This is a genomic window from Bacillus sp. MT(2024) (genome assembly GCF_036362845.1).
In the GTDB taxonomy this organism is placed as follows: domain Bacteria; phylum Bacillota; class Bacilli; order Bacillales; family Bacillaceae; genus Bacillus; species Bacillus velezensis.
On record NZ_CP143632.1, the window covers coordinates 2,574,286 to 2,586,725 of the forward strand.

The 12,440-nt window shown below is 46.4% G+C and carries 11 protein-coding genes; 3 read left to right on the top strand and 8 right to left on the bottom strand.

Annotated elements, in window-relative coordinates; translation table 11 throughout:
* Positions 1 to 46 precede the first annotated feature (46 nt).
* Positions 47 to 1,255 carry an MFS transporter gene (locus tag VP472_RS12585; RefSeq protein WP_146277220.1) on the top strand — a complete coding sequence of 403 codons (1,209 nt, stop codon included), beginning with the start codon at positions 47 to 49 and terminating at the stop codon, positions 1,253 to 1,255.
* Positions 1,256 to 1,404: 149 nt separating this feature from the next.
* On the opposite strand, the gene VP472_RS12590 is transcribed toward VP472_RS12585, so the two are convergent.
* The 7 genes from VP472_RS12590 to VP472_RS12620 form a co-directional block, all read right to left on the bottom strand.
* Entirely contained in the window at positions 1,405 to 4,566 is a 3,162-nt protein-coding gene (locus VP472_RS12590) for a bifunctional cytochrome P450/NADPH--P450 reductase (RefSeq protein WP_146277222.1), read from the bottom strand.
* A 27-nt stretch (positions 4,567 to 4,593) separates the two neighbouring features.
* Positions 4,594 to 5,160, bottom strand: a complete 567-nt coding sequence (locus VP472_RS12595; RefSeq protein WP_003152789.1) for a TetR/AcrR family transcriptional regulator — start codon at positions 5,158 to 5,160, stop codon at positions 4,594 to 4,596.
* A gap of 209 nt (positions 5,161 to 5,369) precedes the next feature.
* Entirely contained in the window at positions 5,370 to 5,909 is a 540-nt protein-coding gene (locus VP472_RS12600) for a class I SAM-dependent methyltransferase (protein WP_102421627.1), read from the bottom strand.
* A 172-nt stretch (positions 5,910 to 6,081) separates the two neighbouring features.
* Positions 6,082 to 6,237: a hypothetical protein gene (locus VP472_RS12605; protein WP_007408227.1), complete on the bottom strand. Its 156-nt coding sequence runs from the start codon at positions 6,235 to 6,237 to the stop codon at positions 6,082 to 6,084.
* Between the two features lie 173 nt (positions 6,238 to 6,410).
* Positions 6,411 to 6,551, bottom strand: coding sequence for a YrzI family small protein (locus VP472_RS12610; protein ID WP_003152787.1), 141 nt, complete (start codon positions 6,549 to 6,551; stop codon positions 6,411 to 6,413).
* Between the two features lie 389 nt (positions 6,552 to 6,940).
* On the bottom strand, positions 6,941 to 7,741 hold the full coding sequence (locus tag VP472_RS12615; RefSeq protein WP_007408225.1) for a formate/nitrite transporter family protein: 801 nt from the start codon (positions 7,739 to 7,741) through the stop codon (positions 6,941 to 6,943).
* A 264-nt stretch (positions 7,742 to 8,005) separates the two neighbouring features.
* Positions 8,006 to 8,374, bottom strand: a complete 369-nt coding sequence (locus tag VP472_RS12620; protein WP_003152783.1) for a Na-translocating system protein MpsC family protein — start codon at positions 8,372 to 8,374, stop codon at positions 8,006 to 8,008.
* A 306-nt stretch (positions 8,375 to 8,680) separates the two neighbouring features.
* On the opposite strand from VP472_RS12620, the gene fdhF reads away from it, so the two are divergent.
* Positions 8,681 to 11,623, top strand: a complete 2,943-nt coding sequence (fdhF, locus tag VP472_RS12625) for a formate dehydrogenase subunit alpha (RefSeq protein ID WP_146277496.1) — start codon at positions 8,681 to 8,683, stop codon at positions 11,621 to 11,623.
* Positions 11,624 to 11,640: 17 nt separating this feature from the next.
* Entirely contained in the window at positions 11,641 to 12,132 is a 492-nt protein-coding gene (locus VP472_RS12630; RefSeq protein WP_003152780.1) for a helical membrane plugin domain-containing protein, read from the top strand.
* Positions 12,133 to 12,171: 39 nt separating this feature from the next.
* Here the strand turns inward: VP472_RS12630 and VP472_RS12635 are convergent, their stop codons facing one another.
* Complete coding sequence (locus VP472_RS12635; RefSeq protein ID WP_013353003.1) at positions 12,172 to 12,402, bottom strand: YrhC family protein; 231 nt, start codon at positions 12,400 to 12,402, stop codon at positions 12,172 to 12,174.
* Positions 12,403 to 12,440: the final 38 nt, after the last annotated feature.

Below are 12,440 nucleotides of genomic sequence, written 5' to 3' on the forward strand. Positions count from 1 at the left end.
AGCGTACGATACATATATAACCAACAGTGAGAAAAGAGGGACATTCATGACGTTTATTCAGCCTCATACAAAGGCTTACAGAAAGGCCAGCTTAGCTCTGTTTATCAGCGGCTTTGTGACATTTGCCACGCTTTACACGACACAGCCGCTTATGCCTTTGTTTTCGGAAGAGTTTCATATTTCCGCTGCAGCTGCCAGCTTAACTTTATCCATCTCAACAGCCGTTTTGGCATTTTCATTATTGGCCGCCGCTTCGTTGTCTGACGGATTCGGCAGAAAAAAATTAATGGTGCTGTCGTTAACAGCTACTTCTGTTTTAGGTCTATTAACAGCGTTCAGTCCGGCTTTTCCGGCGCTTTTGGCGATGAGGGGGCTGCTCGGTATTTTTCTGGCAGGCGTTCCTGCTGTCGCTATGACATATGTAGGCGAGGAGTTTGATCCGAAGGGCCTCGGGAAAATGATGGGCTTATATATCAGCGGCACAAGCATCGGGGGAATGAGCGGCAGGCTGTTAACGGGGCTTCTGACTGATGTATTCGGCTGGCGGCCGGCGCTTGCCATTATCGGCATTCTTTCTATTGTATTAAGCTATTTGTTTTGGCGTTTTCTTCCGGCTCCGCGCCATTCATCTCAGCGGCATGCGGGCGTAAAAGCGGCATGTAAGGAATACGGAGCGGTTCTACACCGCAAACGGCTGCTTTTGTTAATATCTCTGGGATTTATATTAATGGGGAGTTTTGTGACATTATATAATTATATCGGCTTTCATTTAATGGCGGCTCCTTATCATTTGTCACAGACTGTGATCGGTTTTATTTTTATTGTCTATCTCGCGGGAACGTTCAGCTCTGTCTATATGGGGAAAAAAGCGGACCTTTTCGGAAGTGCAAAAATGATTAAGATTGCGATTTTTGTTATGCTGGCCGGTGCAGCGGTGACACTTTTGCCCCAGCTTGCCCTTAAAATCGCGGGGATTGCCGTCTTTACCTTCGGCTTTTTCGGCGCACATTCGATCGCAAGCGCCTGGGTCGGCCGCGCAGCCGGTGATCAGCGCGCGCAAGCCTCTTCATTATATCTGCTTGCATACTATATCGGGTCAAGCGTGGCCGGGTCTTGCGGCGGTTTCTTTTGGACGCATTTTCATTGGATCGGTATCATTTCATTTATTTCGGTTTTGCTATTGCTGTCTTATCCGGTTTTATTTCTGGCGGAATTCAGAAAAAAGGGACATAGCTGCCTGCATGTAAATCAATAAAAACATTAAAGATTTGTGTCTTTTGTCCGATACTAAAGATAAGGCCGGCACGATACTCCCTATAACTATTCCTTTTGATTCAGTAGATTTCAAATATCGTGCCGGCTTTCTTCAATTAAAACACAATCTTCAATTGCCTTACGCTTCTGTTACACACCTGCCCAAACATCTTTCGCATATCTTCCTTCCGCCTGCAGCTGTTCAAGCCAATTCAAGGAAACTTTTGAATCAGTGTTATGCACCTTTTCATACGCCTGAAGCAGTACATTTTCGACAGCCGGAGCCATTTTGCTTCCGTCTCCGCATATATAGAGATGGCCGCCTTGGTCAAGAAGCGCAATAATCTGTGCAGCCTCGCGAAGCAGGACATCCTGTACGTAAACTTTACAGTCCTGATCTAATCTGGAATACGCCCGATGCACGGTGACAAGGCCGTTTTTCTCCGCATGGTCGAATTCATCTTTGTACAGATCGTCTTCTTCAGGATGTCTGCAGCCGAAGTATAAATGAGCTTCGCCCAGGCTGTTACCGGACATTTTTTCTGCAGCCCGCGCCTGGATAAATCCCCTGAACGGTGCAATTCCGGTGCCTGCTCCGATCATAATGAGAGGCGTTTTCGTATTTTCAGGCAATGCGAAACCCGACTGCGGCGAGCGGATGAAACAGACGGCAGAATCGCCATTTTGTAATCCGGCTAAATAGTTCGAAGCCACGCCCCTGTATTCTCCCCGGCCGCTCCACGCCGGAGCCGTCACAACGCCGACCGTGATACTGAGCTCCCTTTTGTTTGCCTTCGGTGAGCTTGAGATTGAATAATAGCGCGCCTTTAAGGACGGCAGAAGTTCTAAAAAGCGCTCAAACGGCAGTTCACAAGCCGGATAATCTTCCAGCAGGTTCAGCATGGTCATTCGTTTTTTCAGCACGTTTTCTTTATATGCCGCATCGTCAGAATAAAGATGCTCCAATTCTTTTTGGTGCGGCGGGCACACGGTATGGGCGGCAAGTTCGCGAAGCTGGGCTCTCGTTGCCGGTTCCTGCAGCTCTACATATGACGCCAAAAGCTCCGGCGCATTAACCGGCCGGTCCGTCGGCAGATGAGGCAGCTGCCGGCCCTTGATCTTAAAGTGCTGGTTCGGATCAAGACCGAATCGGCGAATGACACGGCTGATCAGTTCCCCGCTGTTTTGCGGAAGCACCCCGAGATGGTCTCCTTCCCGATACGTTTCGGTTTTCGGGAGACGCAGCTCAATATGCCGGACTGAACGCTTGCTGCTTTCGGTATGAAGCTCTTTGTTTGTGATGACTTCCGCCTCAAATGCTTTGTACGTTTTGGCAATCGGCGTCTCGGCTGCTTCACTTACGTATTCGATTGATAACTGTGATTTGTTTGCCTGTTTTGGAGCGGCCTCTATATGAAAAGCCTTCATGATGTCCTTCCAGAATGAGTCTTCCCAGGCTTCCTGACTGTACTCAAAATCATCGGCATTGTCGCCCTCCCCGATAGAAGTCAGCCTTTTTGCCCCTTTTTCTTCAAGCACTTTGTCTATCAGGCGGGGGATCCTCTGGTAAGTGGCGGCCCAGTTGCGGTCTCCGCAGCCGAAGACAGCGTAAGAAACACCCTTTAATTCCTGATCTTCAAGGGTTTCCATCCATTTCACAAAGCCCGCCGCATTATCAGGCGGCGCCCCGTTATAAGAAGCCGTCACAATAACGACTGCGCCTTTTACAGGCAGTTTCCCCGTATAATCATCGAGCGGGCCGGTTTCAGTTGAAAATCCTTTGCTTCTGCCGATGTCAGCCAGCTCTTCCGCGATTCCTTCCGCAGTTCCTAAATTTGATCCGTAAAGAATGAGAAGCGGCGTTCCGTGGGACGGTATTTCTGTCGTTTCTTCTTTGTGACCGCTGCCTTCAGCTTTATGGTTTTGTGCGGACTGCTGATTGGACACATCCTTGTTTTTCACACGGATTTTAAAATCACCGGGCTTAATGGTTAAAGCTTCTTTAATCGTAAGCTCATAATCAGTATGATCAATCAGTTCAAAGTGTTTAAGGACAAGGCCGAGCACCATTGTCGCTTCCTGCAGAGCAAACTGCATCCCGATGCATGCGCGCTGTCCGTTTCCGAACGGCTTATACGCATCAGCCGGAATTGCCGCGGGATCGCTGAACCTTTCCGGACGGAATAACTCGGCATCTTCTCCCCACGCGCTTTTATCCCGGTGCAGCTGCGGAGTCAGAATCGTCACCGGCTGTCCCTTCGCAATCGGATATTTCCCGCCGAGAACCGTATCTTCTTTCGCGTACAGGGAAAATGCCGGGGCAGTCGGATACAGCCGCAAAGTCTCGTTCAGCACCATGCGGATATATGTCAGCTGCTGAATCTGCTTATATTCAGGTGTCTCTCCCGTCAGCACCCGCTCGGCTTCCTGAACGGCTTTTTTCAATTTATCTTTATTTTTCAGCAGGCAGTAAATTGCGAATGAAAGCAGTCCGCTTGTGGTTTCATGCCCAGCGATCAAAAAAGTAATAATTTGATAGCGGATATTTTCATCATCCAGCCTTTCCCCTGTTACAGGATCTTTCGCTTCAAGCATCAATGCTAAAAGATCAGACAGATTCTCATCCGGATTTTCCCTCCGCTCAGCGATGATCCGGTCTACAAGCGAATTCATCTCTTCAATATCCTGCTGGAACTGATGTCTCGTTTTGATCATCAGCTTGTCCTGCAGGCTGTGTCTCTGTGATTGGCGCATTGCCTCCTGCAGCGCGCGAAGCATGCTCGTGATAAAAGGATGCTGTGTGTCGCGGTAAAAGCTGTTAAAGCGGTAATGAAATCCGCACAGGCCGATTGTATCCAGCGTCAGGCGCGTCATATCTTCGGCAACGTCAATTTCTTCATTCGGATTTAATCTGCTCCACTTCTGCACGAGCTGCATGGCAATATCAAGCATCATTGAATGATAGCCTTTCATCGCCTTCTGGCTGAAGCTCGGCAATAAAATCCGATGCGCTTTCTGCCAATTCTTTTCGTGAGTCCAGCTCGTAAATAGTCCGTCACCGCCAAACTCACGGACTTTCAGCAAGGCTTTACTGAGGTTTTTATCAAATCGCTTTTCATCACAGACTTCTGCCGCGAGCTCGCGGCCTGAGACGAAGACCCCGACAGAGCTCGGAAATTCAAAACGAAAGATCGGGCCGTATTCTTCGGCAATTTTCCAGAGCGATTGTGACAGTTTTTCTTTTTCCAAGTGAGGGAGATTTTTCAGAGGTCCGTATGTTTTCGGCTGCGGTATAGCGCTTAGCTGTTTCATATCGATCTTCCTTCCTTCGGCGAATAATTAATGAGTTCTGATGGCATCCCAAGAACATTGTTCCAGTTCTTTCAGAAACGGTTTTGTTATTTCGACGCTTCCCGTCCGAATAAGCTGATAGAGTTTGAGATATGCCCCGAGCAGCAGCGCCATCAGCACATTGGACGGCAGATTGCGGAGCACACCTTCAGACTTGCCGCGCTGAAAAAAGACGTCAAGCATCTGTGTTATTTCATCAAGAAGCTTACGGCTCGTTTCATTCAGAAAGTAGGCGTCCTTATTCGTTTCAAGAAAAAACAATGCATACTCACTTTCCTTCGTAAAATCAATCAGACAATAAAACAGGTGATGAAACCCTTCTCTTACAGAGATACCCTGAAAGTCCGTTTTGACTTTTTTCATAAAACGCTGCGCACTTTCCTGATACAGTACGTTCACAAGTGTCTCTTTACTGTCAAAGTAACGGTAGATTGTGCCGGTTCCGACATCGGCCTGAGCGGCAATCATCGGAATCGTCGTGGCGTCAAATCCTCTATCTGTAAACAAAGTAAGCGACGCTTTCATAATGAGTTCAACCTTGTTTGAAGCTGTCATTTCATCCCCCTTTCTAAATGCGGAATGAATGTTCATTCCGTTTGTTCAAAATATTTAAAATGTACGGTCATCTGATTACCATTGTATAAGAAAAAAACTTTTTTTAATATAAAATAGATGTGAAATAACCAAAAATAAGGAAATATGCCCAATTTCACAAAAAGAGCTGCAGTGACTTAAGCAGCTCTTTTTATTTCCCAAGAAATATTCTATTTAATGGAAGTAATAAAATGGAATGAATCTCTGCTGACAACTGAAATGTCTCTGAAATGCTGATCATAGAGCACCTGAATCACATCCTTCTCACTCATCCGCGAAGGTTTCAAAACCATATAGAAACATCCGTCAATTTGAAGAACGCGGTACACTTCTTTACATGCTGTCCTGTAATCGCTGACTGTTTCAGCAGTATGTAATGAGAAAACTTTATGAAAGCTGCGATCGCGGAACGGTAAGCTTTCAGGCCTCCCCTGCTGAATGTTTCCGAGCCCGGCTTTTATAACCGAACGGTTTGCGCGCTGTGTTTTCCGTATTTTACGTTTCGATGTTTCTATGCTTTTAAGACTGCCCTTTTCAAGCTGTCCGATGATTTGTTTAAACATTGAGCCGTTTCCGGTCCCGATTTCCAAAATGCGGTCGTATTCCTGTATGTCCATCAATATTTGCTGAATGACTGACTCTGCCGGTTCTGATGCAGCAAAGTATTTCGCGCGCATTCGTTTTAATGCTGAAGATGTATGTTGCAACATTGTATAACACCCGCTTTTCCATTCCTGTGATTTATTATTCAGAAATAATATTACCTCGTGTTAGTATGAGGTACTAACTAGACGCACTTCTCTTCATGAACGTTTCGATTTATTTGAAATTTATATTTGTTTTCATAAAAAAAAGACGGAAAACGTAGGTTTTCCGCCTGCTCTAGTACCAATAATACGGTGCTATATATCTTGTCTGCCGGGAAAGCGCCGCCATTCTCTGCCGGCGATACGGGTTGCCGTAGCCGTGTTTAAATGAATGGGGCATTGACGCATACCCGTGCCCGATGGATGGAATTCTGTTCTGACCGCCTTGCATGCTATCACCCGCTTACCAATTTTTCTTTCTTTACCATGGTATGCAGGCCGTCTGCGACGTGACAGCAACATCCTCGCTAAACCTGGTCCTTCTCCATTGTGTAATGATTCAGCAGTTCAATTCTGAACATGATGATCTCCTCCTTCTCCTCCGTTTTAGCCCTTCGTGTCCGTTCAGTTCATATAAAAGTGTTTCAGCTGTCGTTCTTTCGCTTCATTATAAAACTCTTCGACCTGCTGTTCTCGTTCATACTCTTCCGCACTTTTAAAACGCTTTGAAATGGTCAGTGTTAAAAAGAAAAGATTAATGGTCATTATCGCTCACCCCCTTTCAATATCCGCACAAGCGAAAATAACCCGCAGCAAACTTCATATGCGCTGCGGGCAGACTAAATCCGCAGACAAAAGAAGACGGAGCTTCTTTCCCTGCGGGGAGCTGCGAATGTCCTGATACTCCGAAATTAACGTGCTTGACGGGCAGAGGTTAAGGAAGGACACGAACTCTTCCACAGGCTGAATCGGTTCAATTGTAAATTTTGATTGCCGTTTAACGTCGTCATGTGATTCAACCTCCCTTTGCTTTTTTCTTACTTTGTAAGTATATCCATCAGCTTCCATTTTGTAAACATTTTTTTCAAGATTTGGACGGAAAATGTGCTGGCATTCCGCTTCAATTGTCCGTGTTTTCCGGCATCTTTCTTACCTCAGGAAACTCTTTTCATCCCTTGCTTTTTCTGATCTTTTTTTGAATATGCAATAAAATAAATAAGGCCGACAAACACTGCCCCGCCGATTACATTCCCGATAAAGGCCGGAATGAGATTGCCAATCAGATCACCCCACGAAAAAGAGCCTGCAAAAATCGCAGCCGGGATGATAAACATATTGGCTACAACGTGCTGAAAACCAATCGCGACAAACGCCATAATCGGAAACCATATACCCGCGATTTTTCCAGCTCCGTCTTCTGCGCCGAAAGAAAGCCAGACGGCCAAACAGACAAGCCAGTTACAGCCGATCGCCGAAACAATGACTTTTCCAAACGGCATATCCAATTTGCCTTGTGCGACCGCAATCGTTTTTTCCAAGTAAGGTCCTGTTTCGGTTAATCCGACAACATGTCCGAAAAAGTAAGCGACAAACAGTGCGCCGACAAGATTCATCAACGTCACGATCACCCAATTTTTCACTAATGCACCGGCGGATATTCTTCTGGAAAACAGCGCCATAGATACCGACATCATATTTCCCGTAATCAGCTCCGCGCCGGCAAGAACGACGAGCACCAATCCGATGGGAAACACGGACGCCCCGATTAAACTCGACAGGCTTCCCCATTCTTTCGGAAGGTCGCCGATGACACGGATATCAAGCAAATAACCGAGTGCGATAAACGCTCCTCCCAAAAATCCTAATACAATCAGTGCTGAAAGCGGTGAATGCACCTTTTTTACCCCTGATTCGACCGCAAGCTCCGCTATTTCGTCCGGTTTACGAAAAGCCATAATAACCCCTCCATTTATCATTTCAGCCCGCAGTTTCCAAAGACGCCTAACAAAAAAGGCAGCATTCAAACAGCCCGTCTAAAACGGGTTTGAATGCTGCCTAACTTGTATGCATACCCATACAACAATATCAAGCAGAATGAAAATATTAGCTATAGAAAATGTACAGATCATGCACACATTCCATAAAAAAATCGTCCTTAAGCCACTGCTGGCAGTTCATATCATATCAAATGTGACAATTTCGTGTCAATTGAATTTTTTTCAGCTTTTGATTTCTTCACGGCGCTCTTCAATGGTTCGGTCAAAGACAAATACAGACACCGCAATATTCTCTTCGATCTTGATGTCTGAAAACAGATGCACGAGCTTTGCTCCGATGAGCTCTTCCATTCCGTCAGGCGTTTGTTTTGAATACAGTTCCTGAATTAAGCTGGTCCGCGCCGCATGAACCATTTCTCTTCCTTCAGGCGTGCGTGCGATAAACTGCTCACTTGCGCTTAGATTGCCGTAAAGCGTTGATACCGCCATGTTATCCACAAAAACGGTGTGAATTCGTTCCGGCCCCTTTCCAAATAATTCTTTGCGCAATTTCCGGATAATATCGTTAAATTCATGAATTTTTTTAGACATATTGTCCCCTCCGATTTCAGCCTATAAAAGACATTCCCGGTTCCCCTTTTTGACATTTCACCTGGTTAAAGTTTTCCTTTCGTATTGTATTATAATAAATATCACCTTATAATAAAAGCAGTGAAGATGGATTTGTAATAGGAAACGTGTTACGAGTCTATCGTTTTATACAAATAGGATTGGTCTGTTAGTAAGACTTGCTAGTGAACTATTCCGCCATGCGTATTTATACCGTTCTCCGGACAGGAGGCCGGTATCTATGTGCATGGCTTTTTTTCGAGTTTAAAAGATGGAGGGGAATTGGAAGTGACAGACGTTCAGTCTATCCGTGTCAAAATTGACGGCACGGAGTATGAAGCACCAGAGGGGTCAAAGATTTTAGATATTTTAATCCAAAACGGCATTGAGATTCCGCAAATATGCCATGTACCGGAAGTAGATCCGATTCAAACATGTGACACCTGTATTGTTGAAGTAAATGGGAAATTGCAGCGCTCTTGTTCCACGGCTGCAGAAAACGGGATGTCCATCTCGCTTACGTCGGGAAGGGTAAAAGAGGCTCAGACAGAGGCCATGGACCGCCTGCTCGAGAATCACCTGCTTTACTGTACGGTATGCGATAACAACAACGGCAACTGCACACTGCATAATACAGCGGAAATGATGGGAATTGAGCATCAGAAATATCCGTATACGCCGAAAGATGATTCAAAGTGCGCGGTTGATATGTCTCACCCGTTTTACCGCTATGATCCGAACCAATGCATCGCCTGCGGCCAATGTGTGGAAGTGTGTCAAAACCTTCAGGTGAATGAGACCCTTTCAATTGATTGGGAGCGCGACCGCCCGCGGGTCATTTGGGATGAAGGCGTCGCCATTAATGAATCATCCTGCGTCAGCTGCGGCCAATGTGTCACTGTCTGCCCTTGTAACGCACTGATGGAAAAATCAATGCTCGGCCAAGCCGGATTTATGACAGGAATAAAAGAAGATGTCATGGAACCGATGATTGATTTAGTGAAAAATGTTGAACCCGACTATACAAGCATCTTCGCCGTGTCAGAAGTGGAAGCGGCTATGCGCGATAAACGGACGAAAAAAACAAAAACAGTCTGCACGTTCTGCGGCGTCGGATGCTCTTTTGAAGTATGGACAAAAGGCCGTGACATCCTTAAAATTCAGCCTGTTTCCGATGCTCCGGTTAACGCGATTTCCACTTGTGTGAAAGGGAAATTCGGCTGGGACTTCGTGAATTCGGAAGAACGGATTACAAAACCGCTTATCCGGAAAAACGGCGCATTTGTTGAATCGTCATGGGAAGAAGCTCTTGATCTTGTCGCTTCAAGACTCGGTTCGATCAAGGCCGAACACGGAAATGGTTCTGTCGGTTTTATTTCTTCTTCTAAAATTACGAATGAAGACAACTACGTTATTCAAAAATTAGCGCGTCAAGTATTTGAAACCAACAACGTGGATAACTGTTCACGCTACTGCCAGTCACCGGCAACGGACGGCTTATTCCGCACAGTCGGTATGGGCGGCGACGCCGGCACAATTAAAGATATCGCAAAAGCGGGCCTCGTGCTCATCGTCGGCGCCAATCCGGCAGAAGGACATCCGGTTCTGGCCACACGCGTGAAACGCGCCCATAAGCTACACGGACAAAAATTAATTGTTGCCGATCTGCGCAGAAATGAAATGGCTGAACGGTCCGACCTCTTTATCAGCCCGAAACAAGGGACTGACCAAGTCTGGCTCATGGCAGTGACAAAATATATGATTGACCAAGGCTGGCACGATCAAGCGTTTATTGATGAGAATGTCAACTACTTTGAAGATTATAAAGAAACGCTGAAAAAGTATACATTAGAATATGCGGAGCGCATCACCGGACTTTCTCAGGATACGATCATCCGCATTGCCGAAATGATTCGTGATGCAGACGGCACTTGTGTTCTTTGGGGCATGGGCGTTACCCAGAATACAGGCGGCTCTGATACATCAGCGGCGATTTCCAATCTGCTGCTTGCCACAGGGAACTACCGCCGCCCGGGCGCCGGAGCCTATCCGCTGCGGGGACATAACAACGTTCAAGGCGCTTGCGATATGGGAACTCTTCCAGGCTGGCTTCCGGGGTATCAGCATATTACCGATGATGCGGCACGCGCTAAATTCGAAAAAGCTTACGGTGTTGAAATTGACGGCAAGCCGGGTCTTGATAATATCGAAATGCTCCATGCGATTGAAGAAGGAAACATGAAAGCCATGTATCTTGTCGGTGAAGATATGGCGCTCGTCGATTCAAACGCCAACCATGTTCATGACATTTTATCCAGCCTTGATTTCTTTGTTGTGCAGGATATTTTCCTTTCAAGAACGGCGCAATACGCGGATGTCATCCTGCCTGCAGTTCCATCTCTTGAAAAAGACGGAACATTTACAAACACAGAGCGTCGTGTACAAAGATTGTATCAGGCGCTTCCGACACTAGGCGATGCCAAACCCGACTGGTGGATTATTCAGGAAGTCGCCAATCGTTTAGGCGCTGATTGGAATTACACGCATCCAAGCGACATTTTCTCAGAAATGGCAAGCCTTTCTCCGCTGTTCGGAAAAGCAAGCTACGACGTTCTTAGCGGCTGGAACAGCTTTCTGTGGGGAAGCTTTACGGGAGAAAGCACTCCGCTTCTTTATGAAGACGGCTTTAACTTCCCGGACAAAAAAGCCCGTTTTGCGCTGAGCGATTGGGTGGAGCCTGCCGTATTCCCTGAAGAATATGACCTGCATATTAACAACGGACGGATGCTTGAACATTTCCACGAAGGAAACATGACAAACAAATCGAAGGGCATTCAGTCTAAAGTGCCGGATGTTTTTGTTGAAGTATCGCCGGAGCTCGCGGCTGAACGCGGAATTTGCGACGGAACAATGATCCGGCTCGTCTCTCCTTTTGGGGCGGTTAAATTGAATGCGCTTGTGACAGACCGTGTCCGCGCAAATGAGCTTTATCTGCCGATGAACTCTACAGATAAAGATTCTGCGATTAATTTCCTGACCGGGCCTGCGTATGATTCACGGACACATACACCTGCCTATAAACAGACAAAAGTCCGCATGGAAGTGCTCGGTTCCTGTGGTACACCGCCGCTTCCGAAAACGAATCCGCGGAACAAAAAACGTCATCCGCAAAACGGTGTGGAAGCTCAGCGAAAATGGAACCGTCCGGGCTATGTGCACTTAACTGATTAAGGAAAGGAGGAAACATTATGGCAAGCCCAATTACTGAAATTCAAAAAGAAACGAAAACAGAGGAACAGCTGAAAGCTGAAAAACTGGAAGAACTGAAGACGCTTCTCGCAGAAAATGAAGAAGCCGTCGCGAAAACGATGTCTATTATGGCAGAGCTGAATGGCTTGGGCATTTTTGATGCCGCCGGCTATATGCTCCAGGCAAAAGAGGAGATTGCCAAAATCGCACTCGGACAGATTTCCCGGGAACCTGTCACCAATCTTCTGAATACGATGATGGCCGCGGGAGGCGCGCTGTCAAAAGCTGATCCCGAATTTATGGGCAGACTTTTAGAAAGCGCCATGGCCGGGACGGATCAGGCGCAAAGATTTTTAAAAGAGGACAGGAAAGTCAGTATGTTTGAACTGATGAAAGCCGTCGGTGATCCTGATATTAACCGCGCGCTCGGCTTCGGGTTGCAGTTTTTAAAAGGAATGGGAAAAGAATTACGCGAAACCCCATCTGAATAAGAAATGAAAAAGCCATTGTCAAAAGACAATGGCTTTTTTTTATTCATCGGCCTCTTCCAGCCTCTTTTTATAAATAAGTGAACGGTCAACGCAGAAATAAGCGCCCGCTAAAAATGCACAATCCGTTACAAACATCAGCATTTTCTGGCCCGCAGTCAGCCCTTGTCCGGGAAGAACCGCGCCGATATAAATGAAGGTGCTGACTGCAAGCAGAATAAATGCGTAATGCTTAAAATCTTCTATTAATGATTTCAGTCTTTTCTTCTCCATATAAGGTCACCTGCCAGTTTTATAGTCTACCAACATTA

Bases quoted from the DNA above. Each gene is read 5' to 3' on its own strand.
- VP472_RS12585 (WP_146277220.1), top strand. From the start codon at position 47: ATGACGTTTATTCAGCCTCATACAAAGGCTTACAGAAAGGCCAGCTTA.
- VP472_RS12590 (WP_146277222.1), bottom strand. From the start codon at position 4,566: ATGAAACAGCTAAGCGCTATACCGCAGCCGAAAACATACGGACCTCTG.
- VP472_RS12595 (WP_003152789.1), bottom strand. From the start codon at position 5,160: ATGACAGCTTCAAACAAGGTTGAACTCATTATGAAAGCGTCGCTTACT.
- VP472_RS12600 (WP_102421627.1), bottom strand. From the start codon at position 5,909: ATGTTGCAACATACATCTTCAGCATTAAAACGAATGCGCGCGAAATAC.
- VP472_RS12605 (WP_007408227.1), bottom strand. From the start codon at position 6,237: ATGCAAGGCGGTCAGAACAGAATTCCATCCATCGGGCACGGGTATGCG.
- VP472_RS12610 (WP_003152787.1), bottom strand. From the start codon at position 6,551: ATGACCATTAATCTTTTCTTTTTAACACTGACCATTTCAAAGCGTTTT.
- VP472_RS12615 (WP_007408225.1), bottom strand. From the start codon at position 7,741: ATGGCTTTTCGTAAACCGGACGAAATAGCGGAGCTTGCGGTCGAATCA.
- VP472_RS12620 (WP_003152783.1), bottom strand. From the start codon at position 8,374: ATGTCTAAAAAAATTCATGAATTTAACGATATTATCCGGAAATTGCGC.
- VP472_RS12630 (WP_003152780.1), top strand. From the start codon at position 11,641: ATGGCAAGCCCAATTACTGAAATTCAAAAAGAAACGAAAACAGAGGAA.
- VP472_RS12635 (WP_013353003.1), bottom strand. From the start codon at position 12,402: ATGGAGAAGAAAAGACTGAAATCATTAATAGAAGATTTTAAGCATTAC.